This window comes from Lysobacter antibioticus (genome assembly GCF_001442535.1).
Lineage (GTDB): Bacteria > Pseudomonadota > Gammaproteobacteria > Xanthomonadales > Xanthomonadaceae > Lysobacter > Lysobacter antibioticus.
Window position 1 is genome coordinate 720,510 of record NZ_CP013141.1, and the last position, 26,650, is coordinate 747,159.

General features: G+C 68.5%; 28 protein-coding genes. 21 read left to right on the forward strand and 7 right to left on the reverse strand.

The genetic code is table 11. The features are described 5' to 3' along the window. Positions 1-224: 224 nt before the first annotated feature. Complete coding sequence (locus GLA29479_RS02930; protein ID WP_057917267.1) at positions 225-1,208, reverse strand: LysR family transcriptional regulator; 984 nt, start codon at positions 1,206-1,208, stop codon at positions 225-227. Positions 1,209-1,520: 312 nt separating this feature from the next. On the opposite strand from GLA29479_RS02930, the gene cysG reads away from it, so the two are divergent. From cysG to GLA29479_RS02960, 6 genes are all read left to right on the forward strand, one after another. Continuing rightward, the gene (gene cysG / locus GLA29479_RS02935; protein ID WP_057917266.1) at positions 1,521-2,987 is read left to right on the forward strand and encodes a siroheme synthase CysG; all 1,467 of its coding nucleotides are present in this window, start codon (positions 1,521-1,523) and stop codon (positions 2,985-2,987) included. 37 nt (positions 2,988-3,024) lie between these two features. Beyond that, on the forward strand, positions 3,025-4,005 hold the full coding sequence (gene cysK, locus GLA29479_RS02940) for a cysteine synthase A (RefSeq protein WP_057970727.1): 981 nt from the start codon (positions 3,025-3,027) through the stop codon (positions 4,003-4,005). 418 nt (positions 4,006-4,423) lie between these two features. Then, on the forward strand, positions 4,424-5,449 hold the full coding sequence (locus GLA29479_RS02945; protein ID WP_057970728.1) for an aminoglycoside phosphotransferase family protein: 1,026 nt from the start codon (positions 4,424-4,426) through the stop codon (positions 5,447-5,449). Beyond that, the gene (gene murU / locus GLA29479_RS02950; RefSeq protein WP_057970729.1) at positions 5,446-6,171 is read left to right on the forward strand and encodes an N-acetylmuramate alpha-1-phosphate uridylyltransferase MurU; all 726 of its coding nucleotides are present in this window, start codon (positions 5,446-5,448) and stop codon (positions 6,169-6,171) included. The genes GLA29479_RS02945 and murU overlap by 4 nt, the downstream gene beginning before the upstream one ends. A 68-nt stretch (positions 6,172-6,239) precedes the next feature. Further along, positions 6,240-6,794, forward strand: coding sequence for an RNA 2'-phosphotransferase (locus GLA29479_RS02955; RefSeq protein WP_057970730.1), 555 nt, complete (start codon positions 6,240-6,242; stop codon positions 6,792-6,794). A 4-nt stretch (positions 6,795-6,798) separates the two neighbouring features. Next, complete coding sequence (locus GLA29479_RS02960) at positions 6,799-7,293, forward strand: O-acetyl-ADP-ribose deacetylase (RefSeq protein WP_057970731.1); 495 nt, start codon at positions 6,799-6,801, stop codon at positions 7,291-7,293. Between the two features lie 614 nt (positions 7,294-7,907). Here the strand turns inward: GLA29479_RS02960 and hda are convergent. Genes hda through GLA29479_RS02975 form a run of 3 tightly spaced genes read right to left on the reverse strand, consistent with a single transcriptional unit; the run spans position 7,908 to position 10,913 of the window. Beyond that, positions 7,908-8,633, reverse strand: a complete 726-nt coding sequence (gene hda / locus GLA29479_RS02965) for a DnaA regulatory inactivator Hda (RefSeq protein ID WP_057970732.1) — start codon at positions 8,631-8,633, stop codon at positions 7,908-7,910. Continuing rightward, the gene (locus GLA29479_RS02970) at positions 8,630-9,829 is read right to left on the reverse strand and encodes an AI-2E family transporter (protein WP_057970733.1); all 1,200 of its coding nucleotides are present in this window, start codon (positions 9,827-9,829) and stop codon (positions 8,630-8,632) included. Before GLA29479_RS02970 ends, hda begins: the two co-directional genes overlap by 4 nt. A 1-nt stretch (position 9,830) precedes the next feature. After that, positions 9,831-10,913, reverse strand: coding sequence for a DUF2066 domain-containing protein (locus GLA29479_RS02975; RefSeq protein ID WP_057970734.1), 1,083 nt, complete (start codon positions 10,911-10,913; stop codon positions 9,831-9,833). 392 nt (positions 10,914-11,305) lie between these two features. Here GLA29479_RS02975 and purM point away from each other — a divergent pair, with 392 nt between their 5' ends. From purM to GLA29479_RS03010, 7 genes are all read left to right on the forward strand, one after another. Continuing rightward, positions 11,306-12,334, forward strand: a complete 1,029-nt coding sequence (purM, locus tag GLA29479_RS02980) for a phosphoribosylformylglycinamidine cyclo-ligase (protein ID WP_057973044.1) — start codon at positions 11,306-11,308, stop codon at positions 12,332-12,334. A 154-nt stretch (positions 12,335-12,488) separates the two neighbouring features. Further along, entirely contained in the window at positions 12,489-13,091 is a 603-nt protein-coding gene (locus GLA29479_RS02985) for a DUF2238 domain-containing protein (protein ID WP_057917257.1), read from the forward strand. Positions 13,092-13,153: 62 nt separating this feature from the next. Continuing rightward, positions 13,154-13,609, forward strand: coding sequence for a hypothetical protein (locus GLA29479_RS02990; protein WP_057970735.1), 456 nt, complete (start codon positions 13,154-13,156; stop codon positions 13,607-13,609). 61 nt (positions 13,610-13,670) lie between these two features. Beyond that, positions 13,671-14,090 carry a hypothetical protein gene (locus GLA29479_RS02995; RefSeq protein WP_057970736.1) on the forward strand — a complete coding sequence of 140 codons (420 nt, stop codon included), beginning with the start codon at positions 13,671-13,673 and terminating at the stop codon, positions 14,088-14,090. A 15-nt stretch (positions 14,091-14,105) separates the two neighbouring features. Then, positions 14,106-14,366 (forward strand): hypothetical protein, encoded by a 261-nt coding sequence (locus GLA29479_RS25150; protein WP_169795605.1) that lies wholly within the window; start codon positions 14,106-14,108, stop codon positions 14,364-14,366. A gap of 89 nt (positions 14,367-14,455) precedes the next feature. Continuing rightward, a complete protein-coding gene (locus GLA29479_RS03005) occupies positions 14,456-14,863 on the forward strand; it encodes a DUF4259 domain-containing protein (protein ID WP_057917253.1) in 408 nt (135 codons plus the stop codon). Positions 14,864-15,630: 767 nt separating this feature from the next. Beyond that, the gene (locus tag GLA29479_RS03010; protein WP_057970738.1) at positions 15,631-16,092 is read left to right on the forward strand and encodes a hypothetical protein; all 462 of its coding nucleotides are present in this window, start codon (positions 15,631-15,633) and stop codon (positions 16,090-16,092) included. Between the two features lie 272 nt (positions 16,093-16,364). Here the strand turns inward: GLA29479_RS03010 and GLA29479_RS03015 are convergent, their stop codons facing one another. Next, positions 16,365-18,542, reverse strand: a complete 2,178-nt coding sequence (locus GLA29479_RS03015) for a tetratricopeptide repeat protein (protein WP_057970739.1) — start codon at positions 18,540-18,542, stop codon at positions 16,365-16,367. Positions 18,543-18,949: 407 nt separating this feature from the next. On the opposite strand from GLA29479_RS03015, the gene purN reads away from it, so the two are divergent. The 3 genes from purN (at position 18,950) to GLA29479_RS03030 (ending at position 21,139) form a co-directional block, all read left to right on the forward strand. Continuing rightward, positions 18,950-19,633 (forward strand): phosphoribosylglycinamide formyltransferase, encoded by a 684-nt coding sequence (gene purN, locus GLA29479_RS03020; RefSeq protein ID WP_057970740.1) that lies wholly within the window; start codon positions 18,950-18,952, stop codon positions 19,631-19,633. A gap of 88 nt (positions 19,634-19,721) precedes the next feature. Beyond that, positions 19,722-20,438 (forward strand): DUF3108 domain-containing protein, encoded by a 717-nt coding sequence (locus GLA29479_RS03025; RefSeq protein WP_082638242.1) that lies wholly within the window; start codon positions 19,722-19,724, stop codon positions 20,436-20,438. After that, entirely contained in the window at positions 20,438-21,139 is a 702-nt protein-coding gene (locus GLA29479_RS03030) for a DUF3108 domain-containing protein (RefSeq protein WP_057917249.1), read from the forward strand. Before GLA29479_RS03025 ends, GLA29479_RS03030 begins: the two co-directional genes overlap by 1 nt. Before the next feature lie 117 nt (positions 21,140-21,256). On the opposite strand, the gene murA is transcribed toward GLA29479_RS03030, so the two are convergent. Together murA and GLA29479_RS03040 are read right to left on the reverse strand one after the other, a co-directional pair. Further along, positions 21,257-22,510, reverse strand: a complete 1,254-nt coding sequence (murA, locus tag GLA29479_RS03035) for a UDP-N-acetylglucosamine 1-carboxyvinyltransferase (protein ID WP_057970741.1) — start codon at positions 22,508-22,510, stop codon at positions 21,257-21,259. A 144-nt stretch (positions 22,511-22,654) separates the two neighbouring features. Next, positions 22,655-22,891 (reverse strand): BolA family protein, encoded by a 237-nt coding sequence (locus GLA29479_RS03040; RefSeq protein ID WP_057917247.1) that lies wholly within the window; start codon positions 22,889-22,891, stop codon positions 22,655-22,657. A 232-nt stretch (positions 22,892-23,123) separates the two neighbouring features. Here GLA29479_RS03040 and GLA29479_RS03045 point away from each other — a divergent pair, with 232 nt between their 5' ends. From GLA29479_RS03045 to lptB, 5 genes are all read left to right on the forward strand, one after another. After that, positions 23,124-24,149 carry a KpsF/GutQ family sugar-phosphate isomerase gene (locus GLA29479_RS03045; protein ID WP_057917246.1) on the forward strand — a complete coding sequence of 342 codons (1,026 nt, stop codon included), beginning with the start codon at positions 23,124-23,126 and terminating at the stop codon, positions 24,147-24,149. Positions 24,150-24,268: 119 nt separating this feature from the next. Next, positions 24,269-24,817, forward strand: coding sequence for a KdsC family phosphatase (locus tag GLA29479_RS03050; protein WP_031370934.1), 549 nt, complete (start codon positions 24,269-24,271; stop codon positions 24,815-24,817). Continuing rightward, positions 24,814-25,380 carry an LPS export ABC transporter periplasmic protein LptC gene (lptC, locus tag GLA29479_RS03055; protein WP_057970742.1) on the forward strand — a complete coding sequence of 189 codons (567 nt, stop codon included), beginning with the start codon at positions 24,814-24,816 and terminating at the stop codon, positions 25,378-25,380. Before GLA29479_RS03050 ends, lptC begins: the two co-directional genes overlap by 4 nt. Continuing rightward, positions 25,361-25,888 (forward strand): lipopolysaccharide transport periplasmic protein LptA, encoded by a 528-nt coding sequence (lptA, locus tag GLA29479_RS03060; protein ID WP_057917243.1) that lies wholly within the window; start codon positions 25,361-25,363, stop codon positions 25,886-25,888. Before lptC ends, lptA begins: the two co-directional genes overlap by 20 nt. Beyond that, complete coding sequence (lptB, locus tag GLA29479_RS03065; protein ID WP_031370937.1) at positions 25,888-26,607, forward strand: LPS export ABC transporter ATP-binding protein; 720 nt, start codon at positions 25,888-25,890, stop codon at positions 26,605-26,607. The genes lptA and lptB overlap by 1 nt, the downstream gene beginning before the upstream one ends. Positions 26,608-26,650: the final 43 nt, after the last annotated feature.

Sequence of the window (26,650 nt, forward strand, 5' to 3'; positions counted from 1 at the left end):
TTCGCAGCGCGCGTAGCCGAAAGCAAATCCCCCCCTCTCCGAAGGGGGGAATGCTTGCGGGATATCCTGAGGAACTTGGCGAGCTTTCGCCTCTCTCCCACACTCGAATGCCGTCCTGACGAGCCTCCCCTTTGGAAAGAGAGATCGAAGGGGATTTGCTCTGTCCCAGCAACGACACAACGGCCGAAGCTCGGCAACGACTCGTCGAACGACTCGCAGACCGCTTACGAGCTGATCGGCTGCGTCAGCTCGGTCCAGGTCGGGGCCTTCGGCCACTGCGGTTCCAGGTTGCCTTCGAGCACGCGGCGCAGGTCGCGGCGGTCGATCTGCGGCGCAAGGCCGTGCAACAGCTCCAGCGCGTAATCGCGCAACACCCGCGCTCGCGGAATCACCGCCCAGGTGATGCACTCCGGGAACGCCTCGGGCGCGATCAGCGCCTTCAGGTCGTCGTCGCGCGAGGTCACCGCCATCTCGGCCAACACGCCGACGCCGAGGCCGGCGCGCACATAAGTCTTGATCAGGTCGGCGTCGCGCGCGGTCATCGCCAATTGCGGCTCCTGGCCGCCGGCGGTGAAGGCGCGGCGCAGCGAGGATTCCGGGCGGGTCGAGGATTCGTAGCTGATCAACGGATGCGCGGCCAGTTCGGCCAAAGTCGGCGCGCGATCGAGCTTGGCCAGCGCGTGCGTGCGCGGCACCAGCACCACTCGGCGCCAACGGAACAGCGGCACGGCCAGCCCACCCTCGGGCGCGGCGCCTGCAGTGCTGATCACCGCCAGGTCGGCGTTGCCGTGCGACAGGTGCGACAGCACTTCGCCGTCGGCGGCCGCCTGCAAATGCACGCTGACCTGCGGGAAATCGCGCTTGACCTGGGCGATCACCGGCGGCAACACGTAACGCGCCTGGGTGTGGGTGGTCGACAGCACCAGGCGGCCGGCGTGCTGGCCGCGCTCGTTGGCGGCGTAGGCGCGGATGTTGCTGGCTTCTTCGAGAATGCGGCGCGCGTGCTCGAGCACGCGCTCGCCGGCCGGCGCGATCGCTTCCAGGCTGCGGCCCTTGCGCACGAACAATAAAAAACCCAGTTCGTCTTCGAGCTGCTTGAGCTGCTTGGACAAACCCGGCTGGGTCGCGTGGACGCGCTCGGCGGCCAGGGTGATGTTGAGGCCCGAGTCGGCGATGGCGACCAGGTAGCGGAGCTGGGTCAGGGTCATGGCGTGGCTATCCGTAAAAGAGGGAGATCGGCGGCGGAATGTCGGCACAGGCGACGACAACAGCCCGCGCCGTGGCGGACCGGGTCGTGCGGCCGGGACATTCGTTTGCGGATCGCGCCCACGTCTTTATCTCTCTATTCGGATATAACGATTTATAGCGTATTCGGCGTATGGTCGCCTTGTCCAGCCCCCTGGGCGGCCTGGCCGGGCCTCATGCCGTGACGGCATGTGCAAAGGCGGCGACGTCATTTCCGGCCCCGGTCCGGGCGCCGTAGGGTCGTCCCATCGTCCCCGGATCGTCGCCCCGCCGCCATGACCAGCCCCCTGTTCCCTGTGTTTGCCGACCTGCGCGGACGCACCGTGCTCGTAGTCGGTGGCGGGACGGTGGCGCTGCGCAAGGCCGCGGCGCTGCTCGAAGCCGGGGCGCGGGTCCGGGTCGGCGCACCCGAACTGGCCCCGGCCCTGGCGGCCTGGGTCGCCGAGGGCCGCATCGAACACGTGCCGGGGCCGTTCGTCGCGCAGTGGCTGGACGGCGCCTGGTTGGCGATCGCCGCCACCGACGATGCCGGGGTCAACCGCGCCGTCGCCGAAGCCGGCGAAGCGCGCCGGGTCTGGGTCAACGTCGTCGACGATGTCGAGGCCTCCAGCTTCCACGTCCCGGCGCGCGTGGTCCGCGGCCCGGTGCAGATCGCGATCTCCAGCGGCGGCGGCGTGCCGATGCTGTCGCGCCATCTGCGCGAAACTCTGGAAACCCAACTCGACGAATCGCTCGGCGCACTCGCGCAGCTGCTGTCGCGCGAACGCGAGCGCATCCGCAAGCACTATCCCGAACTCGGTGCGCGCCGTCGCTTCTTCGACCGCGTGCTGTCGGGCCCGATTCCCTCGCTGCTGCGCCAGGGCCGCGGCGAACAAGCGCAACGCGCATTCGGCGCCGCGCTGGTCGAATCCGACCCGGCCGCCGCGCAAACCGGTTCGGTCGCCCTGGTCGGCGCCGGCCCCGGCGATCCGGGCCTGCTGACCCTGCGCGGCCTGCGCGTGCTCAACGAGGCCGACGTGATCCTGCACGATCGCCTGGTCAGCCCGCAGGTGCTGCAACTGGCGCGCCGCGACGCCGAGCTGATCGACGTCGGCAAGCCGCTCGCCGGCACGCTGTCGCCGGCGAACCATCACAGCACCCAGGAACGCATCCACGATCTGATGCTCGAGCACGCCCGCGCCGGCAAGCGCGTGGTGCGGCTCAAAGGCGGCGACCCGTTCGTGTTCGGACGCGGCGGCGAAGAACTCGAAGTGCTGCGCGATCACGGCATCGCCTTCGAAGTCGTGCCCGGCATCACCGCCGCGCTGGCCTGCGGCGCTTACGCCGGCATTCCGCTGACCCATCGCGAGCATGCGCAGTCGCTGCGCCTGGTCACTGCCCACCTCAAGGACGCCAACGACGGCCTCGACTGGCGCGCGCTCGCCCAGGAAAAACAGACGCTCGCGGTCTACATGGGCGTGTCCGGGCTCGACGTATTGCGCGACAAACTGATCGAACACGGCCGCGCCGCCAGCACGCCATTCGCCCTGATCGAAAACGGCTCGCGCCCGGAACAGCGCGTGGTCACCGGCACGCTGGCCGAATTGGCCGAACGCGCGCAATCGCACCGCGTGCAGTCGCCGGCCTTGCTGATCGTCGGCGAAGTCGCGGCGCTGGCCGAACGCCTGCACTGGTTCGGCGAGGCGCCGCTGACTGAGATGCCGGCGCCGGTGCCGGCCGAAAGCTACGCCGTAGCCGCCTGACCGCCCCTCATTCGCACCCACGCCACGGGAACTCCTCATGCCCCTGTACGACAACATCCTCGACACCATCGGCAACACGCCGATCGTCAAACTGCACCGCATCGCGCCGAAGCACGTGACGCTGTATGCGAAGGTCGAATCCTTCAACCCCGGGGGTTCGGTCAAGGATCGTCTCGCGCTGGCGATCGTGCTCGACGCCGAGCGCAGCGGCGCGTTGAAGCCGGGCCAGACCATCGTCGAGGCGACCTCGGGCAATACCGGCATCGCCCTGGCGATGGTCGCCGCCGCGCGCGGCTATCCGTTCGTGGCGGTGATGACCGAAACCTTCTCGATCGAGCGCCGCAAGCTGATGCGCGCGTATGGCGCGAAAGTGGTCCTGACCCCGGCCGCCGAGCGCGGCACCGGCATGGTCCGCAAGGCCGCCGAACTGGCCGAGAAACACGGCTGGTTCCTCGCCCGCCAGTTCGACAACCCGGCCAACCCGGCCTACCACCGCAACACCACCGGCCCGGAAATCCTGCGCGACTTCGCCGGCAAGCGGCTCGACTATTTCGTCACCGGCTGGGGCACCGGCGGCACCCTCAGCGGCGCCGGCCAGGTGCTGAAGCTGGCGCGCCCCGACCTGAAGATCGTCACCTCCGAGCCCGCCGGCGCCTCGCTGTTGAGCGGCAACGCCTGGCAGCCGCACAAGATCCAGGGCTGGACCCCGGACTTCGTACCGGGCGTGCTCGATCGCGGCATCGCCGACGAAATCCGTCCGGTCGACGATGTTGTCGCGCGCGACACCGCGCGCCGTCTGGCCGCCGAGGAAGGCGTATTCGTCGGCATCTCCGCCGGCGCGACCGTCGCCGCCGCCCTGCAGGTCGCCGAACAGGCGCCGGAAGGTTCGGTGCTGCTGGCGATGCTGCCGGACACCGGCGAGCGTTATCTGTCGACCTTCTTGTTCGAAGGCGTGGCCGAAGGGTCCGACGACGAGTGGCTGGCTTCCCTGGATCGGGAGGAGTCGGTCGCGGCTTGAGCAACAGGCGGGGCGGAGCCGAGCGCGGCCCTCTGGCGCGCACGTGCCGCCGCGTCGGGATCGGCTTTCGCGCCGGCCCCGCCCCGCGCTTCTTCTATTCAGTAACGAGCATTAGCGGTAACCGGGCACCCGTAGGGCGGGGCTCACGACGGCGAGACGCCGGAAGCAGCGGTGGCGACTGCATCCGGAAGACGGCGGCGTGGGCTTCGCCCTACATCTTTGTGGGATGGTGCGGCGACGAGGCCGGAGCCCTCAGCCCCTCCCTGCTCTGCACTTCCTGCGGTCGCCAGCAGCGAAGAGGGGCTTGAAGCTGCGCGGTCGGCTGTGCCGCCGCTGGTAATGGAAGGCCACACGGATTCACCCCCGGACCGCGGACGTTTACCCTGTGCGCTTGCGGCACCCGCCGCGCGGAGCAGGCATGACCCAGTCCCACCCTACCGATCGCGACCTCGCCCGCCTGGAGTGGGCCCGCGCCGCGACCGGCGACGACCGCCTCGAACTCGTACGCGCTTCGTTCGACGCCGGTTTCCGCAGCTACTGGCGCGGCGCCACCACCGCCGCCGACGGCGCCGCATCGGGCACCGTCATCGTCATGGACTCCCCGCCCGAGCTCGAGGACGCGCGCCCTTGGCTGCGCATGCGCGAGGTCCTGCTCGCTGGCGGCGTGCGCGTGCCGGAGGTACGGGCCCAGGATCTCGAACACGGTTTCCTGCTGCTCGAAGACCTCGGCCGCGACACTTATCTGCAGGTGATCGACGAGAACAACGCCGACGCGCTGTTCGACGACGCCTTCACTGAGTTGCTGAAGATCCAGGCCCTGCCCTGCCCCGACGACTTGCCGCCTTACGACGAGGCCTTCCTCGCCCGCGAACTGCGTCTGTTCGACGAATGGTTCCTCGGCCGCCATCTCGGCATCGAGTTGAGCTGCGAGGACCTGGAACAGCTCGACCTGGCTTATCGCCGCATCCTCGACAACGTGCTCGCCCAGACTCAGATCTTCGTGCACCGCGATTTCATGCCGCGCAACCTGATGCCGGTGCCCGGCGGGGTGGCGGTGATCGATTTCCAGGGTGCGCTGCGCGGGCCGATCGCCTACGACCCGATCAGCCTGTTCCGCGACGCCTTCCTGAGTTGGCCGGAAGCGCGCGTCGAGGCCTGGCTCGCGCGCTATCACGCGCGCGCCACCGCCGCCGGCATCCCGCTGCCGGAGTTCGCGCGGTTCCGCCGCGACGCCGACTTCGCCGGCCTGCAGCGCCATATCAAGATCCTCGGCCTGTTCGCGCGCCTGCACCATCGCGACGGCAAGCCGAAGTACCTGGCCGACGCGCCGCGCTTCCTCGGCTACCTCGACGTGGTCCTGTCGCGTTACCCGGAACTCGCGCCGCTGGCCGACATCGTCGAACGCTACGTGCGCCCGGCCCTCACTGCGGCCGACCCGGCATGAAGGCGCTGATCTTCGCCGCCGGTCTCGGCGAGCGCATGCGCCCGCTGACCCTGCACACACCCAAGCCTTTGTTGAGCGCGGGCGGCAAGCGCCTGATCGAATGGCACCTGGAAAAATTCGCCGCGCTCGGCATCGACGAGGTCGTGGTCAACACCAGCTGGCTCGCGCCGCAGTTCCCCGAGACACTCGGCGACGGCGCACGCTGGGGCCTGCGCCTGCGCTATTCCTACGAAGGGCAGACCCCGCTGGAAACCGGCGGCGGCATGCTGCATGCGTTGTCGCTGCTGCAGGAAAACACCAGCCCGCAAGCGCCGTTCCTGGTCGCCAACGGCGACATCTGGACCGACTACGACTTCGCCGCATTGCCGCGCGAATTCGACGGCGATGCGCATCTGTTGCTGGTCGATAATCCGCCGCAGCATCCGCATGGCGATTTCCGCCTCGACGACGGACGCCTGCACAACCACGGCGAACCGCGCCTGACCTATTCCGGCATCGGCCTGTATCGTTCGTCTTTGTTCGACGATTGGCGCGCGCGACTCGGCGATGCCGCCGGCGCGCAACTGCAGCCGCCGCGTTTCAGCACCGTGCCGCTGCTGCGTGCCGCCGCCGAGGCCGGCCGCTTGAGCGGATCGCATCACGGCGGCCGCTGGACCGACGTCGGCACACCGGAACGACTGCAGCAACTCGACGCCGCGCTGACCGCGGCGGCGCACTACTGAACGCACCACCCGAACTTACCGCGCGGCCTGAACCACCGCAGCCACTCATCCCTGCGAACTGGAATCCCATGACCGCCGTACACCTCACCAAGACCAGCAAGTTCCTCAGCCTGGTGCTGCGCCACGAACCCGAAGCCATCGGCCTGAGCCTGGACGACAACGGCTGGGCCGACATCGACGAACTGATCCGCCTGGCCAATGCCGGCGGCAAGCCGGTGACGCGCGCGCTGATCGACGAAGTCGTGCGCGACAACGACAAGCAGCGCTTCGCGATCAGCGCCGACGGCACCCGCATCCGCGCCAACCAGGGGCACTCGATCGAGGTCGACCTGGCGCTGACCGCGCTGGAGCCGCCGGCGGTCCTCTACCACGGCACCGCGACCCGCTTCGCCAAGTCGATCCGAAACATTGGTCTGGTCAAGCAAAGCCGCCAGCACGTGCATCTGTCGTCCGACCCGGACACCGCGACCAAGGTCGGCAGCCGCCACGGCAAGGCCCTGGTGCTGTCGATTCGCGCCGGCGATATGCACGCACGCGGCCTGAGCTTCTTCCAATCCGAAAACGGCGTGTGGCTGACCGACGCGGTCGCGCCGGAGTTCATCGACTGGCCGGCCCAGGCTTGAAGCCATGCGGCTGCAGGCGATCCAGGGCGACATCACCCGCCTGAGCGTCGACGCGATCGTCAACGCCGCCAACTCCTCTTTGCTCGGCGGTGGCGGCGTCGACGGTGCGATCCATCGCGCGGCCGGCCCGGAGCTGGTGTCCGAATGCCGGCTGCTGGGCGGCTGCAAGACCGGCGAAGCCAAACTCACCCGCGGTTATCGATTGCCGGCACGTCACATCATCCACACCGTCGGCCCGGTCTGGCGCGGCGGCGAGCACGGCGAGCCCGAGCTATTGGCCGCGTGTTATCGCAATTCGCTGGCGGTGGCGGCGCGGCATGGGTTGGCGAGCGTCGCCTTTCCCTGCATCAGCACCGGCATCTTCGGCTACCCGGCCGATGCGGCCGCGCGAATCGCCATCGACACGGTGCGGGCGCATGCCGATGCGACGATCGAGGAGGCGGTGTTTTGTTGTTTCTCCGGCGCGGATCGGGCGTTGTACGAGGCGTTGTTGGGTTGAGCCGTGTCTGGCGGCCGTATGCCGGCGTCGGCGATGCGGCCGGCGCCTTAGCGGTGGTTGCAACCATCTCGCGTCGATGCCGGCAGCAGCCCGTCAGGGTAGGAGCGGCGCAAGCCGCGACCGCGTGGTTTCGGTCTTGCGGCGAATCAACCAAGCAAGATCAGGATCAAACGCCAAAAGCTTCCGCCACTAAAGCGGCGGGTTACTTTCTTTTGTCATAAGCAACAAAAGAAAGGTAACCAAAGAAAAATGCTTCTTTTTGAATCACAAGCCCGCACGAGCGATGCATACGCAGGGATTTTTCATACGGGACATCCTTGTCCCGATGAAAAACGGCCCGCATCCCTGCGGGCCGCCCTTCGGGTCTTCTGTTGCCTTCGCGAGTGCCAAGCGACGCACAGCAACAGCAACAGCAAGCTAACCGCAGACGCAGACGCAGACGCAGACGCAGACGCAGACGCAGACGCAAAGCAAAACACGCGCGCTCAGTCGCGATGCAACTTCGCATGTGATTCAAACGAAACCGCAACCGACAGTGGGTTCCCGGATCGGAGCGAATCGGGCCGGAGCGAGTCGGAAATCATCGCCAGCCGCGCCCAACCCAAGGCAGCGCCCTATTCGGCGCCCAAGGTCTGCCGCAAGAACGGCACGGTGATTCGCCGCTGCGCGGCGAGCGAGGCGCGGTCGAGTTTGTCGAGCAGGGCGGTCAGGCCGCCCAGGTCGCGGTCGACTCGCTTGAGCAGCCAATCCAGCGCGGCTTCGTCCAGGGCCAGGCCGCGGCGCTGGGCGCGTTGGCGCAGCACTTCGCCGCGGCCGGCGTCGTCGAGCGGGGTCAGCACGATGCGGGTGCACTGCGACAGGCGCGAGCGCAGGTCGGGCAGGCTCAAGGGGAGTTCGTCGGGGTTGTCGCGCGCGGCATAGATCAACGAGGCACCGGCGGCGCGCGCGCGGTTGTGGGTGTCGAACAAGGCGATCTCGTCGTCGCGATCGCCGGCGATCGCCTCGATGCCGTCCAGCGCCAGCAGGTCGTTGCCTTCGAGGGCGTACAGCGCATCGCGCAGGCGCCCGGCGGCCGCCATCAAGGGCAGATAGGCGGCGCGACGGCCGGCCGATTCGGCGGCGGCGCAGGCGCCCAGCAGCAGGTGGGTCTTGCCCACCCCGGCCGGGCCGGCCAGATATACCCAATCGGCGCCGGTCGGGTCGATATAGCCGGCGGTCTCCTGGGTCTGCGTGGCCAGGGCGCGCAACTGCGCGATCGCGCCTTCGGGCGCGTCGACATAGGTATCCAAACGCTGGTCCGGCGGATAGCGCAGGGCCAGCGGCAACTGCGGGACGCTCACTGCGTTTCGCGCTCCGCGCGGTCGGCTTGCTCCGCGTTGTTGTTCGCCGCGGGCTCGGCCGCGGCCTTCGGCACGACCGGCACGATCGCCGGGTCGAGCAGGATGGTCGGGTGATCGCCCGCATACAGGCGGCTATGGGTGTAACGCTCCTGCGCGTAACGCAACAGCACGTTGGCGACGGCGGCGACCGGCAAGGCCAGCAGCATGCCGAGGAAGCCGAACAGGGTGCCGCCGGCGAGCACGGCGAAGATCACCGCGACCGGGTGCAGGCCGATGCGATCGCCGACTAGCTTGGGCGTCAGCCAATAGCTTTCGACCACCTGGCCGACGCCGAACACCGCCAGCACGCCGGCCACGTATTTCCAGTCGCCGTACTGCACCAGCGCGGCGATCACGCCGAGGATGATGCCGCTGGCCGGGCCGAGATACGGAACGAAGGTCAGCAGGCCGGCGATGATGCCGATCAGGATGCCCAGGTCCAGGCCGACCGCCCACAGGCCGAGCCCGTACATCACGCCGAGCGCCAGCATCACCAGGAACTGGCCGCGCAGGAACGCGCCGAGCACGTCGCTGGACTCCTTGGCCAGGCGGCTCGCGGTGGCGAGGTGGTCGCGCGGGATCAGCGAGGCGACGCGCTCGACCAGGACGTCCCAGTCGCGCAGGAAGAAGAAGGTCAGCACCGGCAACAGGGCGATGTTGGCGATCAGGCCCATGATCGCGAAGCCCGAACGCGACAGATAGCCGAGCAACGTGGTGGCGACGCCGCCGGCGCGCTCCCAGTTGCTGCGCACCAGCTCGATCAGGTGGTTGAGGTCGAGCCAACTGCTGATCTCGAAGCCGCTGCGCTGTTCCAGCCACGGAATCGCGGTGGCGGTGAACCACTCGCGGTAGCGCGGCAACGACACGATCAAGGTCGAGATCTGGCGTTCGATCAGCGGCACCAGCAGCACCAGCACCAGGATCACCAGCAACGCCATCAGGCCGAACACCAGCGACACGGCGACGTTGCGCGAGCGGCCGGTGCGTTCGAGCCGGTCGACCCAGGGGTCGCCGAGCCAACCGAGCATGGCCGCGATCACGAACGGCGTCAGCACCGGCGCGAGCACCCACAACAACCAACATGCGCCGACGCCGAGCGCCGTCCATTGCAGGCGGCGCAGGAACAGGGCGATGTCTTCCAACGGGGCGCGTTCCATGTCAGCGCAGCCGGTACACGGGCGGCTGGCCTTCGAGGCCTTCCAGTGCTTCGAGGGTGTCGCCGCTATCGGCCATGCGCTTGAGGCCGGACAGGCCGGAGATCAGGTCGAGATCGAACTCGACGCTGTCGGGCGTGGCGCGCACCGGAGTCATCTTGCGGATCACCGCCAGCCCCTGCAGGTAGCCGGACAGGCGGATGTAGTCGTCGGCGCTGTGCAGGTTGGTGAACACCACCCGGTAGACGCCGGCCGGACCGGCCGCGCTGCGCTTGGCGTAGCGCTTCATCAGCGCGTCGGCCGCGCCGTCGGCGCCGCCGGCCATGACCTTGCGCGCATCGGGATCGGTGTTGGACCAGCTGCCCAGCACCTTGCCGCCGTCGACGAAGGTCCAGTCGCCCTTCCAGCCGCCGGTCTTGACCCGGTAAACCTTGCCGATCAGCTGCATCGGCGGGCTGTAGCGCGCCGAAGCGCGGGCCACCGCCGCGGCGTCGCCGCGCCAGATGGCGCCGACGCTGGCCTGTTCGGCGGCGTTGCCGCTCGGCAGGCCAAGGCGGTAGCCGCGGTCGATCGCGCGGTTCAGCGCCGAACGGGCGGCATTGACCTGGGGCAGGCCGACCAGACGCGGGCCGCTGCCGTCGTCGATCGCCATCCACAGCACCGGCTTGGGACGCGGCTGCGGCCAGATCGGCAGGCCGAGGGTCGAGGCCAGGGTTTCGACCTTGGCCTGGTCGAAATTGACCACCAGGGTGGTCTGGAAGGTCGGCGCGCCGGTCGAGCGCGACACGCCCTCGTCCTGGCGGTAGTCGTAGCCGGTGACGTAGTCCTTGGCCCGGCGCAGCTCCTGGCCGACGCCCGGCCGGCTGGCCGCGGCGCGGTCGCCGGACATCTTGCCCAGCACCTGGGCCAGGGCACGCGCCATGGCACCGTTGCGCTCGGCTTCGCCCTGGCCGTTGACCTGGACCTCGGCCGAGAACGGGCCCGCCGCCTCGGCGCGGTCGCCCTCGACGCGCTGCGCGGCGGCGGCAAAGCTCGCCAGCATCAGCGCTGCGACCACAAAACTCCGGATTGCCCGAACCATCGCCATCCTTAACTGTATGTAGAAAAACCGGCGTCCCGCTCGCCGTTGCAGGCGCGAGCCGGGCTGCGGGCCAGGCATCGCAGCGCTGGCCCACCACCGCGGGCGAAGGCCGTGCCCTCGCCCACCCTCGCCTCCTGCTTCGGTCCGGCGGTCGCGGGTGCGCTCCGCCGACGGTGCTCAAGGTCCGAAATGTTGCCGTAGTGGCGCCTGCACGTCCATTCGCGCGCCTGAACGGACCGGTTCAGGCAACGCCGCCGGAGCCCCCTCGCAGCCTTGGCGCGCGGCGGCTGCAGGTCAAACCGGTTCGGACGCCCCATGGCTGCTAAAATCCCACGTTTCCTTCCGCGACCGCCGGGGCCGCCGTGACCGCATCTCCTTCCGACACCTCCCCCAAGCCGCTGACCTACCGCGACGCGGGCGTCGACATCGACGCCGGCAATCAGGTCGTCGAACGCATCAAGCCCTTGGTCAAGCGCAGCTTCCGGCCCGAGGTGATGGGCGGCCTGGGTGGCTTCGGCGCCTTGTTCGATCTGTCCGGCAAGTACCGCGAGCCGGTCCTGGTCTCGGGCACCGACGGCGTCGGCACCAAGCTCAAGCTCGCCCAGCAGCTCAACCGCCACGACACCATCGGCATCGACCTGGTCGGCATGTGCGTCAACGACGTGCTGGTGCAGGGCGCCGAGCCGCTGTTCTTCCTCGATTACTTCGCCACCGGCAAGCTCGATGTCGACACCACCGTGGCCGTGGTCGGCGGCATCGCCAAGGGCTGCGAACTGGCCGGTTGCGCGCTGATCGGCGGCGAGACCGCGGAAATGCCCGACATGTATCCGCCGGGCGAATACGACCTGGCCGGCTTCACCGTCGGCGCGGTCGAGAAGTCGCAGTTGCTCGACGGCGCGCGCGTGCGCCGCGGCGACGTGCTGATCGGCATCGCCTCGAGCGGCCCGCACTCCAACGGGTATTCGCTGATCCGCCGCATCTTCGATCGCGCCGGCCGCCCCGGCGACGTCGCCGTCGGCGGCGTGCGCCTGATCGATGCGCTGATGGAACCCACCGCGCTGTACGTCAAGCCGGTGCTGGAACTGCTGCGCGCCAACGGCGGCGAGCACCGGATCCACGCCATGGCCCACATCACCGGCGGCGGCCTGACCGAGAACATCATCCGCGTGATCCCCGACGGCCTGGGCCTCGACATCCGCACCGCCACCTGGACCCTGCCGCCGGTGTTCGACTGGCTGCAGCGCGAAGGCGCGGTGCCGCGCGAGGAAATGTGGCGCACCTTCAACTGCGGCATCGGCTTCGTGCTGGTGGTGCCGGATGAAGCGGTCGCGGCGACCGAACGCGACCTGCAGCGCCTGGGCCTGGCCCATTGGCGCATCGGCGAAGTCGTCGCTCACTCCGAAGGCGAGCGCGTGCACATCGGCTGAGCCGAGCACGCGCAACACACCGAACGGCGGGCCAAGGCCCGCCGTTTTTTTTGCGGACTGCATTGCGGTTTCTTTCTCTGCAGCGCTCGGGTAGCGTGCGATGCATCTCACTTCGCAGAACCCGGACCCGATGACCGCAACGCCGGCAGGACGCATGAGCGTCGCCAAGAAATTCGCCCTGACCGTGGTGCTGGCGGTGTTCGCCCTGACCTGGATCGGCCCGACCAGCCCGTTCGAGCAGGGCATGCACAGCGTGCTGACCGTGCTCGGCCTGCTGTGGCTGTGGCGCCACGACCGCCGCTGGCCGCTGCGCGACGGGCATTACGTCGCGATCTGCGCCTTCATGGTCGCGCACTGCATCGCCGCGCGCTGGCTGTATTCCTACGTGCCCTACGACCAGTGGATCCAGTCGCTGACCGGCGGCTGGTCACTGGATCGCGCGCTCGGCTTCGAACGCAACCACTTCGACCGGCTGATCCATTTCCTCTACGGCGTCTGCTTCGCCCCGGCGGTGCGCGAGTACCTGCGCCAGCGCTGGCCGGCGCTGTCGCCGCGCCAGGCCTTCGTGCTCGCGGTGGCCGCGATCATGTGCACCAGCCTGATCTACGAATGGATCGAATGGGCGATCGCTCTGACCATGTCGCCGGAAGCCGCCGAGTCCTACAACGGCCAGCAAGGCGACGTCTGGGACGCCCACACCGACATGTTTCTTGCGACACTGGGCGCGCTCGCCGCCTGGCCGCGCGCGCGGCGCTGACGCCGCCGGCCGGCCCGCGATCGGGGTGTTCGATCAAGATCCGACCAAGACCAGGGGAAGGTATGTCCGAGTTCGATCCCACAGCCACCACCGCCGGCAGCCCCGACGCCGCGACCGATGCGGCGGATGCCTCGCAGTTGCATACGCTCAGCATCCTTTATTACGTGTTGGGCGGGCTCAACGCCTTCATGCTGTTGCTGGGCGTTGTGTTCATCGGGGCCATCGTCCTGATCGCGGCCCGGCAGCCGGCGGGCCCGGCCGCCTCGACCGGCGACACCCCGATGGCGGCCGGGATCGCGCTGCTCATGATCCTGGCCGGCTTCGTTTTCAGCGCGGTCTGCGCGGTGCTGCAGTTCATGGCCGCGCGGCGTTTGCGCGAACGCCGCAGCGCTCGCTTCTGCCAGGTCGTCGCCGGCCTGAGCTGTCTGTCGGTGCCGCTCGGCACCTTGCTCGGCGTGTTCACCTTCATCGTCCTGGCGCGTCCGTCGGTGCAGGCGCTGTTCGCCGCGCGCGATTGATCCGCCCATGTCGCCGCAAGCGCGGAATGCGGCCGCACCATCCCACCCAGGAGATCCATCCATGAATCAGGTTCCAGCCGCATCGGCAGTCGAAAACCCGCAGGACGCCTCGCAACTCAAGACGCTGAGCATCCTGTACTACGTGTTCGCCGCGCTGTATCTGCTGCCGCTGCTGGTCGCCTTCCTGTACGTCTTCATGGGCGCGGCGATCCTCAACGGCAGCGTGCATAGCCAACCCGGCGACGAGGTCGGCGGCTATGTTCTGATCGGCTTCGCGGTGGCGCTGTTCCTGGTGGCGATCATCGGCGGCAGCCTGACCTTCATCGCCGCGCGCCGCCTCGGCCAGCGCCGCAGCCGCACGCTGTGCATGGTCGTCGCCTGCATTTCCTGCCTGTCGGTGCCGCTGGGCACCGCGCTGGGCGTGTTCAGCCTGATCGTGTTGAGCCGGCCTTCGGTGAAGGCGCTGTTCGGCGAACGCTGATCGGAAGGTTTCGACATGGGAGCCGCCATGGTGCGATACAGCGACGGACTCGACGTCAGGATCGGCGACCAGGTCCTGTCCTACGAACTCAATCGCGGCACGATCGTGGCCCTGATCGACCGCGGCGAATACTCGGCGAAGTTCCCGCAAGCCGAATGGTCCTACCTCGAACGCGGCGTACTGGTCGAAACCGACTTCGGCGGGCTGGTGCACTACCCGAACGGTTTCAAGCACGACGAGCTGTCGTTGATCGCCCGGGCTCCGGACTTGGAATAAGCCGGGCGCATCGTCGGCAGCAGGCAACACCAGGCAGCACATCGAGCGCCCCCGGGCGGCTCGCGTATTTCATCAGCAGGAGCGAATCGATGGGCGCTTGGGGCATTAGCACGTTCGACAACGACGATGCGGCGGACTGGCTGGCCGATCTGTCGGACCACCAAAGCCTGGCCTTGGTGCGCGAGACGATCGCGGCCGCGCTCGACGCGGACGATTATCTGGAAGCACCGGAAGCCTCGACGGCGTTGGCCGCCTGCGAACTGATCGCCGCCGCGATCGGCCGCCCCTCGGCCGCGGCGCGCAAGCAGGAAACGCTGACCCGCTGGATCGCGCACCGCAAGCCTTCGCCGGATACCGCGCTCATCGCCGATGCGCTGCGCGCCATCGACCGCGTGCTCGGCCCGGAGTCGGAGCTGCGCGAGTTATGGGAAGAGACCGAGGACTACGCCGCCTGGCAGGCGGATGTCGTCCAATTGCGTTCGCGGCTGTCGCACTGAGGCATCGCCGTCGGTTGCGGCGCTCGCCGGCCTCCGCCCTCCAATCCCGCCCTCGCCCGCCGAACCCCTCACCGATCCAAACGCGGGCTATGGCGGCCTGACCCGCCATAGCCCGCTGCGTCCAGCCCGTTGGCTCCCCCGTCGGACCGACCGCACCCGCCTGCGCCGCGCGTTGCGCGCAGCGCCAGCGACCGCGCCGGACCGTCCGTGGCCGACGCGGGGCGGGCGGCATGTCCCTATGCCTCATCACCGGCCCGACCGGATCGCTGCCTGCATTCCCGCCCGTGAGACTCGCCTGGAGTCGCGGGACGTGCGCGCGCGATCGCGGGGGCCGCGAAGTTCATCGTCATCGCCGATCCGCCTCGCCCCTGCGCGGGCCGATGGATCGGCCGCGTCGGCATGCGAACGGGACTGAGCGTGCCCGATGCGCATGCCGACGCGCCCTGTCGACGCGATCGCGGTGCGTCCTTCCAGTGGACGAGCCCGGCGTTGACCGGGCCGACACCGCGTCGGCGACGTCGTCATTTAGCGTCGGCGCGCGTCGATTTGCGAGGAACGTTCAGGGACCGAATCGGGACGCGGCGGGAACGTTTCGCGGTCGGCGGCGATGACGAACAAACAAACCGCTAATAAAGTCACATCGCGATCGTGTCGCCCGACAAGTTCGCACCGATTCGTTCCCGCTTTGGTCCCCGAATTGCTTGGACGCGGCCTGGACGCGGTTCTTAGGCTGGGCCTCCATCGATCTTCGCCTACAGGGGGCGGACATGCGTACGACACTCAAAGCATTCATTCTCGCGGCCGCGTTGCTCGGCACGACCGCCATCGCCCACGACACCGACGGCACCTGCGCACAGGAAGGCGCGCGCATGACCGTGGTCGGCTCGTTCAACTTCAGCTCGCAGGACCTGCTCGACTTCCAACAGCGCGAACTCAGCGGCGGTATCCGGCTGCCGCCGGGCGGCATGTGCACGCCGAGCAGTTGCGGCATCGTCGACGACCATTGGGCGGTCGCGACCCGGCGCGCCTTCCAGTACTGCGAGCAGATCGCCCCGGGCAGCATCGCCCAGGTGACTTCGCCGGCCACCTACAACGACACCTTGCTGCACCACTCCGCCTACAGTTTCGGCCCGAACACCCCGAACCTGCAGGGCCTGTGCGTGCGTTGCCAAGTGCTCAGCGGCACGCCGATCAAGCTGACCCGAGCGGCGAAGGCGCTGCGGCCGTAAGCAGCGAAGCCGACCATCTGTAAACGGCGAAACCCATCGCTCGTAAGCGGCGAAACCCACCCGCCGTCATTCCCGCGGAGGCGGGAATCCAGAGACTTCAGAGGGATGCCCCGATAAAGCCTCGGATCCCCGCCTTCGCGGGGATGACGGATGGAGCAGTCGCGCGAACCGGGAATTCGTCCCTTGGGCCGGGCGCCAACTGTCGACCGCGCCGCTACGCGCCGGTGTTTCGTGCGCCTGCAGGATGCCGCACTAGATGAATAGAGATTCGCTCACACCAGCGCGTGGCGTCGCGTATAGGTCAGTACGGTATCGACGTGCTTTTGCAGTTCGCTGCGCACCGATTCTTCCAGCGGACACTCGGCCAGCACGTAATAGCCCGAGCGCAACACGTCGCGCCAGCGCGGCTGGCGCGGCAGCTTCGACAGGCTCAGATAACGCTCCATCGCCCGCGCCCGCAAACGGCCGTCGTCGACGGTGACGCGCCAGATCCGGCTTTTCTCGGCCAGCTCCAGCCGGCCGTGACCGGTACTGCGTTCCCAGGCTTCGACCACCGCCAGCATCAACTCGACCAGGGCGCGGCGGAACGACGAGCGCATCGCCTCGTTGGCGGTAGCGTCCAGGGCCGAGGCGGCCTCGACGTCGGCCAGCGCTTCGACCGCACCCGTGTCGATACCGACCGGCTCCAGGCCGACGCGTTCGGTCTGCTCGGCGCCGAGCGCGTCCAGGCCGAGCACGATCAAACCCTCGCCCTGCCCGGTTTCACTGAGCTGCACGCGCAAGGCGCCGCTGCTGAGGCCGAAGTCGAGCCGCTGCGAGGCCGAGGACTCGTCGAGCCGTTCCATCGCCTGGGCGAAGCGCGAGGCGTCCGACTCGCCGAGCAATTCGCCGAATGCTCGGCCGGGCAGGCTTTCGCCCTCATGACCGAGCAATTGCCCGGCACTGCGGTTGGCGGCGAGCACCTGGCCGGCGGCGTCGAGGATCAGCACCGCGTCATCGCGGCTGTCGAGCGCGGCCTGCAGACGCGTGCGGTCGACGCCGAGTTCGGCGGCGGCGCGACGGTAGTACTCCACTTCCTCGGCCAAGCGCGCCTGCCGCGCCGCTTCGGCGAGCCGCGCGCGCTGTTGCCGGCGCAGGAAGAACACGATCAAGCCGAGCAAGGCCGCGACCGCCGACACCGCGGTAAGCCACAAGGCCAGCGTGCGTTGCCGCAGACTGAGTGCGCGCACTTCGTTCTCCACGGCGAGCGCGGCGATGGTGCGGTCGCGCTCGGCGGTCTCGAAGCGGACCTGCATCCACTTCATCTCGCGGTCGTAACGCGCCTCGCGCAGAGTGCGCGCGGCGACCTCGGACTCGCGCAAGATCGCCAGCGCGCGCGGCCATTCGCCCAAGGCTTCGTAGGCATCGGCGAGTTCGGCCAACAGCGCCGGCCGGTCGCTGTCCTGCGCCGGCAAGCTCGACAAGGCATCGCTCAGGCGCAGTTGCGCCGCACGCGCTTGCCCGGACAAACGCGCCGCGCGTGCGGCCTGCAATTGCAGCGGCGCCGGCGGCCGCACGCCGTCCTCGGCGGCGAGGGCGAGACCGCGTTCGGTCCAATCGCGCGCCTTCGCCAGATCGCCGCGCAGGATCGCGGCGCGGCCGAGTTCGGCCAGCGCGCGCAGTTGGTAGGTGCGTTCGCCGGCTTTGACGAACGCGGCCAAGGCTTGTTCCAGCAGACCTTCGGCGCGTTGCGTATCGCCCGAATCCAGAGCCAACACGCCCATGCTCTGCAGCACGTGGGCGGCCTCGATCGGATTGTCGACGCGACGGAACTCGGCCAATGCCTGATCGTAGTGACGCGCGGCGTTGTCGGTCGCGCCGAGGTCGCGGTAGATGTCGGCGATGTTGTTGAGCACCGGCCCCAAGGCCGGCTCGCGCGCACCGCGCTGAATTTCCAGACTCGACAGGAATGCCTGCAAAGCGCCGCGATAGTCGCCGAGCCGCCGCAGCGAGGCGCCGATGTTGTTCCAGCTCTTGGATTGCGCCGGGCGATCTTGCTGACGCTTGGCGATCTGCAGCGCCTGGTGGAACTTGCCCAAGGCTTCGACCGTGCAGTCCTGGCGGTAATCGAGCACGCCGCGACGGCGCACGAGTTCGTAGTCGACCTGCCAACCGGCGTCGGCGCCGGCCACGGCCTGCGCGCAATCGAGCGCACCGGCCGCTGCGGCGAAATCGCCGCCGCGCGAGCGCTGGTCGCCGGCCTCGTACAGTGCTGCGAGCGCATGCGCGCGATCGCCGCCGGGCGCCAGGCCATAGCGTCGCGAGCACTCATCCGCGTCGGGCAGCGCCGCGCTCGGCTGCGACGGTCGACACGCCGCGTTTGCGTCGGCCTGCGCTGCCGCCGCCGGCGTGTTCAACAGGAAACTGGTCAGTACCGCAAAAGCCCAACGCCTCGAACTGTCCTTGCCCACGCCCCGCTCCCGGCTGCCGCTATCGGCAGCTTTGCCGATCCGGCGCTGAAGCGGAAGCGATGGCGTTGGAGAAAGTCTCCATCGGTCCCGCTCGTTTAGCGCATCCGGTCACAATGGCCCGGGGCTTCATCGACATTCGTACATTCGCAGCAGCGCTCCTTTGCCTCCGTCCTGGCCTTCTCGTTCTTGCGGTCCTCCGCCCGCTTCAAGCGGGAGGGGGGCGGGAGTAGCCGCTTCCAGGTAGGAGCGGCGCAAGCCGCAACCGCGCCGTCGCCGAGCGCCCTTCCGGACGATCGCTGCGGCACGCCTGCGCTGGCACATTCCACCTCCCCGTCCCCGCCAACCGCCAGATCGCGCACCCGGCGAATCGCTTAAAATGCCGGCCTGTCTCGACCTGATGGCCCGCAATGTCCCAGCCGCTCCCCCGGATCGCCGTCCTCGCATCGGGCCGCGGCAGCAATCTGCAGGCCGTGCTCGACGCCATCGCCGCCGGCCGGCTGGCCGCCGAAGTGGTCGGGGTGTTCTCCGACAAGCCCGGCGCGGCCGCCCTGGAGCGCGTGCCCGAGGCCATGCGCTGGTCGGTCTCGGCCAAGGCCTACCCAAGCCGCGAGGCCTTCGACGCCGATCTCGCCGATGCCGTCGCCGCCTGCCGGCCCGATTGGATCCTCTGCGCGGGTTATCTGCGCATCCTCGGCACGGCCTTCGTCGAGCGTTTCCGCGGGCGCACGATCAATATCCATCCCTCGCTGTTGCCGAAGTTCCGCGGCCTGCACACCCATGCCCGCGCCCTCGCCGAGGGCGAGCGCGAACACGGCGCCAGCGTCCACTTCGTCATTCCCGAACTCGACGCCGGCGCGGTCATCGCCCAGGCGGTCGTCGCGATCGAATCCGGCGATACGCCGGAGACCCTGGCGCAGCGCGTGCTCGGGGTCGAACACCCGTTGTTGCTCGCGGTAATGAGACTGGCCGCCAGTGGCCGCCTGGCTGAACACGGCGCAACCGTCACCCTCGACGGTCATCCGCTATTTACGCCGCTGCGTTTAGATTTCGCCGGCGATCTGACCCACCCGGCCACCGGCCTGGCGGCCTGAACTCCGCACCCCGCGCACGGGTCGAACGCGTTCCGCACACGCCCTCCACGCGCTGCACTCGAGCCCCTCCAGGATCTTCGCGTCGCCCATGAAGTCCCACCTGCCCCTGCTCTTGGCCGTGCTGATCGGCGCGGCCCTCCCCGGCAGCGCCTTGGCGCTGGAACCGTTCGTGGCCAATTACCAGGTCTTCAACAGCGGCAAGGCGCTCGGCGACGCGACCATGCAGGTCAAGCCCGAGGGCGGCCACTGGCGCATCGACCTGAACATCCATGCCGAACGCGGCATGATGGGCCTGGCCGGCGCCGCCGCCCAGCAAAGCACCTTGTTCGAAACCGCCGGCGAAGGCTACCGCCCGCTCAGCCAGACCATGGTCCGCAAGGTCCTGTTCTCCAAGCGAACGATCAACGGCGTCTACGACTGGAACAAGCGCAGCGCGCAGTGGAGCGGCGACGTCAAGGAACACCGGCGCAAGCCGATCCCGCTGGCCGACGGCGACATGAGCGGCCTGCTGATCAATCTCGCCGTGGTCCGAGACGCCCAACCCGGCAAGACCCTGAATTACCGCTTCGTGGATTCCGGCCGTGCCCGCCCCCATCAATACCTGGTGGCCCAGGAGCTGGAAGGCGTCAAGGTCGACGATATGAGCTTCAACGCGATGCGCGTCAACCGCGTGCAGAGCGGCAACGAGGAAACCTCGATCTGGGTGGTCGACGGCGTTCCCACCCCGGTGCGCATCCTGCAGCGCGAAAATGGCCAGGACACGTACGATCTGCGTCTGGTCGAATACAAAGGAGTCAATGAGTAATGACGACGACCCAAACGAATAGTCGAATCCCCAAGATTCGTTTTGCATTGCTCGCTGCCGCGCTGACCCTCGCCAGCGCTCCGGCGCTCGCGGTCAAACCGTTCAGCGCCGACTATTCGGCCAGCTACATGGGCATGCAGGGCAACGGCCGCATGACCGTCGCCGCCGCCGGCGCGAATCGCTGGAAGTACAGCCTGGCGGTGACCAGCCCGCTGGCCAACCTGCAGCAGTCGACCGTGTTCGAGGAAAAGGCCGGTCAGTTGCGCCCGATCAGCGGCAGCGACAGCAGCAAGGTGCTGACCAAGAACAAGAACAAGAACGCGACCTACGACTGGGCGCGCGGCGTGGCCACCTGGACCGGCGACGTCAAGCCCGACCGCGCCGGCCCGATCAAGCTGGAGACCGGCGATCTGGACGCGTTATTGATCAACCTCGCGTTGGTGCGCGACGCCCCCGCCGGCAAGCCGATGAGCTACCGCATGGTCGAGGACGGCCGGGTCAAGCAACTGACCTACACCGTCGAAGGCAAGGAAGCGATCACCGTCGGCGGCAAGTCGCAGCAGGCGACCAAGCTGGTCAGCAAGAACGGCGACAAGGAAACCATCGCCTGGGTCGTCCCCGGCATGCCGGTGCCCGCGCGCATCCTGCAGCGCGACAAGGGCGCCGACGCGATCGACCTGCGCGTGCAGTCGGTGCGCTGAGGCCTTAGTTACGCCGGCATCGCCTCGTTGCGATACAAGAAAGCCCCGCTTCGGCGGGGCTTTCTTGTTGGGGCGATCGATTCGACCCAACCCTTGCGAGGGTTCGCAAACGCCCGCTTACACCCGGCGGATCTTCGCGCCCAGCTTGGACAGCTTGGCTTCGATGTTCTCGTAGCCGCGGTCGAGGTGGTAGATGCGGTCGATCGTGGTTTCGCCCTGCGCCACCAGGCCGGCCAGGATCAACGACGCCGACGCGCGCAGGTCGGTCGCCATCACCGGAGCGCCGCTGAGCTTGGGCACGCCGCGGATCACCGCGGTGTGGCCGTCGACGCGGATGTCGGCGCCCAGGCGCAGCAGTTCGTTGACGTGCATGAAGCGGTTTTCGAAGATCGTCTCGTTGATCACGCCCACGCCTTCGGCCACGCAGTTGAGCGCCATGAATTGCGCCTGCATGTCGGTCGGGAACGCCGGGTACGGCGCGGTCACCATGTCGATGGCGCGGGCGCGGCGGCCGCCCATGTCGAGGGTGATGCGGTCGCCGTCGACTTCGATCTGGGCGCCGGCATCGCGCAATTTGTCGAGCACCGAGTCGAGCGTGTCGGCACGGCTGTGGGTGACGGTGATGCGGCCGCCGGTCATCGCCGCGGCGACCAGGAAGGTGCCGGTCTCGATGCGGTCGGGCAACACGTCGTGGCTGCCGCCGTGCAATTTTTCGACGCCATGCACGACGATCCGGCCGCTGCCGGCATGCTCGATGTTCGCGCCCAGGGCGTTGAGGCAATCGGCCAGGTCGACGATCTCGGGCTCCATCGCCGCGTTTTCGAGCACGCTGGTGCCCTCGGCGAGCACCGCGGCCATCAGCACGTTCTCGGTGCCGGTGACGGTGACCACGTCGAAGACGAAGCGCGCACCCTTCAATCGGCCCTTGCGCTGCGCCTTGATGTAGCCGTTCTCGACGGTGATCTCGGCGCCGAGCGCCTGCAGGCCCTTGATGTGCTGGTCGACCGGGCGCGAACCGATCGCGCAACCGCCCGGCAGCGAGACTTCGGCTTCGCCGTACTTGGCCAGCAGCGGGCCGAGCACCAGCACCGAGGCGCGCATGGTCTTGACCAGCTCGTACGGCGCGACATGGCTGTTGACCGTGGTCGGGTCGACCGTGATCGTCGCGCCCTCGCTGCTCACGCCGGCGCCGAGTTCGCCCAACAGCTTGGCGGTGGTCAGCACGTCGTGCAGTTGCGGCACGTTGCGGATCGTTACCGGCGCGTCGGCCAGCAAGGTCGCGCACAGGATCGGCAACACGGCGTTCTTGGCGCCGGAAATCTGGACTTCGCCATTGAGCGGCTGCCCGCCTTCGACCACGATTTTTTGCATTTAGGGAGCCGGGTATGGGAAATGGAGAATCAGTAATGGTAAGAGCAGACGGCCGGGGACGGGTGAGGTCTCGGTGAAGTGCCGCCTTGGGCGGATCGCAGGTTCGGCACGGGCCCGCCGGCGAGCGGTGCACGCACGGCCGCTTCAGCGATTGCCGGCCTCTTCGGGCGTCAGGGTCTTCAGCGCCAGGGCGTGGATCTCGCCGCCCATGCGCTCGCCCAGGGTCGAATAGACCAGGCGGTGGCGGGCCAACGGCAGCTTGCCGCGGAAGGCCTCGGCGACCACGGTGGCCTCGAAGTGGACGCCGTCGTCGCCGCTCACTTGCGCTTGCGCGCCGGGCAGGCCTTGTTCGATCAGGGTGCGGATGGTTTCGGCGTTCACTACTCGAGCCTCTGGGTGATGCGGCCCGTCGCGCGGACCAAGGATGAAGCGGCAATGCGGACGACGCAGACGCGCTGCGTAGGCCGGAAGCCGGCTGAATGCGGGGTGGCCGCCGCCCGGGCAGGATCTGCCGCAGGGGACGGCGCTGGGCGGACGAACCGCTTAGAATTGACGGATTAGCCTAGCGGAAAGCCTTCCGGTCCGAAATGGCGACCTTCGAAACGGCCACTCTATGACCAGCACCGCACGCCCCGCCCTCGATCCCGCCTTCCTGCAATCGCCCGCGGCGCAGGCCGGCCTGGCCCAGAGCGGCCGGCGCGTGTTCGAGATCGAGGCCCAGGCCCTGGCCGCGGTCGCGGCCCGCATCGACGGCGATTTCACCGCCGCCTGCCGCCTGGTCCTGGCCGCGCACGGCCGGGTGGTCTGCACCGGCATGGGCAAGTCCGGCCATATCGCCCGCAAGATCGCCGCGACCCTGGCCTCGACCGGCACCCCGGCCTTCTACGTCCACCCGGGCGAAGCCGGCCATGGCGACCTGGGCATGATCACCGACGCCGACGTGGTCCTGGCCCTGTCCTACTCGGGCGAAAGCGACGAAGTGCTGATGCTGCTGCCGGTGCTCAAGCGCCAGGGCAACCGCCTGATCGCGATGACCGGCCGGCCGCAGTCGACCCTGGCGCGCGAAGCCGACGTGCACCTCGACGTCAGCGTGCCGGCCGAGGCCTGCCCGCTCGACCTGGCGCCGACCTCCAGCACCACCGCCTCGCTGGCGATGGGCGACGCCCTCGCCGTCGCCCTGCTCGAGGCGCGCGGCTTCACCGCCGACGACTTCGCCCGCTCGCACCCGGCCGGCGCGCTCGGCCGGCGCCTGCTGCTGCACATCACCGACATCATGCATGCCGGCGAGGAAGTGCCGCGGGTCCATGCCGATGCCAGCATCAGCGAGGCCCTGGTCGAGATGAGCCACAAGCGCCTGGGCATGACCGCCATCGTCGACGACGCCGGCTGCCTGATCGGCCTGTACACCGACGGCGACTTGCGCCGCACCCTCGACGACGCCGGCGTGGACCTGCGTTCGACCCGCATCGCCGAGGTCATGACGCGCTCGCCCAAGACCATCGGCGCCGACGCGCTCGCGGTCGAGGCGGCGCAGCTCATGGAAACCCACAAGATCAGCGGCCTGCTGGTCGTGGACACTGAACGCCGCGTGGTCGGCGCCCTCAATATTCACGACTTGTTGCGTGCGAGAGTGGTTTAACGGCCGGGAGTCGTGAATAGGGAATCGGGAATCGCACAGCGGTTCTCGACCCGTCCAGATCGCTGCTACCCGCTTTCCGATTCTCCATTCCCGATTCCCGATTCCCGACTCCAAGCCCCATGCCCTACAGCCACCTCAACGATTACCCCGCTGAAATCCGCGAACGCGCCGCCCGCATCCGGCTGGCCTGCTTCGATGTGGACGGCACGCTGACCGACGGCCGCCTGACCTACGACAGCGAGGGGCGCGAGCTCAAGAGCTTCCATGTGCAGGACGGCCAGGGCCTGTCGCTGCTCGGCAAATTCGGTATCGCCGTGCATTTCGTCACCGCCCGCGGCGGCGTCATCGCCGCCCAGCGCGCGGCCGAGCTCGGCGCCACCGCCCACGGCGACGTCGCCGACAAGCTCGCCTGCGTGCAGCAGATCGCCGCCGGCCTGGGGCTGTCGCTGGACCAGGTCGCCTTCATGGGCGACGACCTCGCCGATCTCAAGATCCTGCCCCACGTCGGCCTGTCGGTCGCCCCGGGCAATGCCCACCCCTGGGTGCGCGAGCGCGTGCACTGGCGCACCGTGGCGCGCGGCGGCGAAGGTGCGGCGCGCGAACTGTGCGATCTGCTGCTCGGCGCACAAGGCCATGCCGAGCGCGTGCTGACCGGTGCGCTCGGATGAGCTGGCGCGGCATGCTGACCCTGATCCTGATGGCCGCCGCGGCATTGAGCGGCTGGGCGCTGTGGTCGCAACGCGACAAGAACAACGGCGACGGCCGCACCGAGGCGCGCCCGGACTATGTGCTCAACCAGTTCGAGGCGGTCGTGCTCAACAAAGAGGGCAAGGAATCGTTCACCTTGCGCGCGCCCAAACTGACCCGCGATCCGGACGAAAAGACCCTGGACGTCACCACCCCGCTGTTCCTGATCCCGCCGAAGGCCGGCGGCAACGGCGGGCCGTGGGAAGTGCGCTCGCAGCGCGGTTGGGTCAGCGCCGAGGGCGACGAAGTGCGCCTGCGCGGCCAAGTCAAGGCCGACAGCACCAATGCCGCCGGCAAGGCGATCAATATCTCGACCGAGGAACTGAACGTGTTCCCCGACACCAACAAGGCCACTTCGGCCGTTCCGGTCAGGTTGATTCAGCCCGGCACTATAATGACAGGCTCGGGACTGCAGGCCGATCTCGAAACCAAGAACGTCACCATCCCCAACGTCAAGGTCCGCTATGAAGCGAAAGCCCGCTAACTGGCCGGCGCTGTGCCTGGTCGCCCTTCTGCTGGCGCCGGCGGCCGCGCTCGCACGCTCGTCGGACCGCAACCAGCCCATGGATGCCGGCGCCGACCGCAGCGATTGCTCGGTCAGCTCCGACTCCGGCCCCTGCGTGCTCACCGGCAACGTCAAGATCACCCAAGGCACCTTGATCATCAATGCCGCCAAGGCCGACATCAAGCGCGCCGACGGCGACATCAGCTTCGTCACCCTGACCGGCTCGCAGGCGACGCTGAAGCAGGAGCTCGACGACGGTTCGCCGTTCAACGGCCGCGCCAACAAGATCGAGTACGACATGCCGAAGGACACCATCGTCCTGACCGGCAATGCCTACGTCGACAAGAACGGCGACACGATCAAGAGTGAGCGCATCGTCTACAACTCCAAGACCGGACAGGTCGAGAGCGGCGGCACCGGCGGTCGCGTCAACATTCGTATGCAGCCCAAGAGCAAAACCGCCGCCCCGGCCAAGGGAGGCGGCTGATGCTGGTCGCACAAGGCCTGCGCAAGGCCTACCGCTCGCGCGAAGTGGTGCGCGACTTCGGCCTGACCCTAGACGCGGGCGAAGTGGTCGGCCTGCTCGGCCCCAACGGCGCCGGCAAGACCACCTGTTTCTACATGATCGTCGGCCTGGTGCCGGCCGATGCCGGCCAGATCGTCCTCGACGGCAAGGACATCACCTCCGAACCGATGTACGCCCGCGCCAAGTACGGCGTCGGCTACCTGCCGCAGGAACCCTCGGTGTTCCGCAAGCTCAGCGTCGCCGACAACCTGCGCCTGGTGCTGGAACTGCGCGACGACCTCGACCGCGCCGGCATCGAGCGCGAGCTGGCCAGCCTGATGGACGAGCTGCAGGTGACCCACGTCGCCGAGCAGCTCGGCGCCAGCCTGTCCGGCGGCGAGCGCCGCCGCGTCGAGATCGCCCGCGCCCTGGCCGCCCGCCCGCGCCTGATGCTGCTGGACGAACCCTTCGCCGGCGTCGACCCCATTTCGGTCGGCGAGATCCAGCGAATCGTGCGCCATCTCAAGAATCGCGGCATCGGAGTGTTGATCACGGACCATAACGTCCGTGAAACCTTGGGCATTTGCGACCGGGCGTATATCCTGAACGACGGTGGCGTGCTCGCGCAGGGGGCTCCGGACGCGCTGCTGGCCAATCCCGATGTCCGCCGTGTCTATCTGGGCGAGCAGTTCCGTCTGTAACCTAGCGGTTGCCGGGCGCGGACGGCGCCCACGACGCGCGGCC

Bases quoted from the DNA above. Each gene is read 5' to 3' on its own strand.
- lptB (WP_031370937.1), top strand. From the start codon at position 25,888: ATGCTGGTCGCACAAGGCCTGCGCAAGGCCTACCGCTCGCGCGAAGTG.
- lptC (WP_057970742.1), top strand. From the start codon at position 24,814: ATGAGCTGGCGCGGCATGCTGACCCTGATCCTGATGGCCGCCGCGGCA.
- GLA29479_RS02945 (WP_057970728.1), top strand. From the start codon at position 4,424: ATGACCCAGTCCCACCCTACCGATCGCGACCTCGCCCGCCTGGAGTGG.
- murA (WP_057970741.1), bottom strand. From the start codon at position 22,510: ATGCAAAAAATCGTGGTCGAAGGCGGGCAGCCGCTCAATGGCGAAGTC.
- cysG (WP_057917266.1), top strand. From the start codon at position 1,521: ATGACCAGCCCCCTGTTCCCTGTGTTTGCCGACCTGCGCGGACGCACC.
- GLA29479_RS02970 (WP_057970733.1), bottom strand. From the start codon at position 9,829: ATGGAACGCGCCCCGTTGGAAGACATCGCCCTGTTCCTGCGCCGCCTG.
- GLA29479_RS02990 (WP_057970735.1), top strand. From the start codon at position 13,154: ATGTCCGAGTTCGATCCCACAGCCACCACCGCCGGCAGCCCCGACGCC.
- GLA29479_RS03005 (WP_057917253.1), top strand. From the start codon at position 14,456: ATGGGCGCTTGGGGCATTAGCACGTTCGACAACGACGATGCGGCGGAC.
- purN (WP_057970740.1), top strand. From the start codon at position 18,950: ATGTCCCAGCCGCTCCCCCGGATCGCCGTCCTCGCATCGGGCCGCGGC.
- GLA29479_RS02995 (WP_057970736.1), top strand. From the start codon at position 13,671: ATGAATCAGGTTCCAGCCGCATCGGCAGTCGAAAACCCGCAGGACGCC.
- GLA29479_RS03030 (WP_057917249.1), top strand. From the start codon at position 20,438: ATGACGACGACCCAAACGAATAGTCGAATCCCCAAGATTCGTTTTGCA.
- GLA29479_RS02960 (WP_057970731.1), top strand. From the start codon at position 6,799: ATGCGGCTGCAGGCGATCCAGGGCGACATCACCCGCCTGAGCGTCGAC.
- GLA29479_RS25150 (WP_169795605.1), top strand. From the start codon at position 14,106: ATGGGAGCCGCCATGGTGCGATACAGCGACGGACTCGACGTCAGGATC.
- cysK (WP_057970727.1), top strand. From the start codon at position 3,025: ATGCCCCTGTACGACAACATCCTCGACACCATCGGCAACACGCCGATC.
- GLA29479_RS03010 (WP_057970738.1), top strand. From the start codon at position 15,631: ATGCGTACGACACTCAAAGCATTCATTCTCGCGGCCGCGTTGCTCGGC.
- GLA29479_RS02985 (WP_057917257.1), top strand. From the start codon at position 12,489: ATGAGCGTCGCCAAGAAATTCGCCCTGACCGTGGTGCTGGCGGTGTTC.
- GLA29479_RS03025 (WP_082638242.1), top strand. From the start codon at position 19,722: ATGAAGTCCCACCTGCCCCTGCTCTTGGCCGTGCTGATCGGCGCGGCC.
- murU (WP_057970729.1), top strand. From the start codon at position 5,446: ATGAAGGCGCTGATCTTCGCCGCCGGTCTCGGCGAGCGCATGCGCCCG.
- GLA29479_RS03045 (WP_057917246.1), top strand. From the start codon at position 23,124: ATGACCAGCACCGCACGCCCCGCCCTCGATCCCGCCTTCCTGCAATCG.
- GLA29479_RS02930 (WP_057917267.1), bottom strand. From the start codon at position 1,208: ATGACCCTGACCCAGCTCCGCTACCTGGTCGCCATCGCCGACTCGGGC.
- GLA29479_RS02955 (WP_057970730.1), top strand. From the start codon at position 6,240: ATGACCGCCGTACACCTCACCAAGACCAGCAAGTTCCTCAGCCTGGTG.
- GLA29479_RS03050 (WP_031370934.1), top strand. From the start codon at position 24,269: ATGCCCTACAGCCACCTCAACGATTACCCCGCTGAAATCCGCGAACGC.
- lptA (WP_057917243.1), top strand. From the start codon at position 25,361: ATGAAGCGAAAGCCCGCTAACTGGCCGGCGCTGTGCCTGGTCGCCCTT.
- GLA29479_RS02975 (WP_057970734.1), bottom strand. From the start codon at position 10,913: ATGGCGATGGTTCGGGCAATCCGGAGTTTTGTGGTCGCAGCGCTGATG.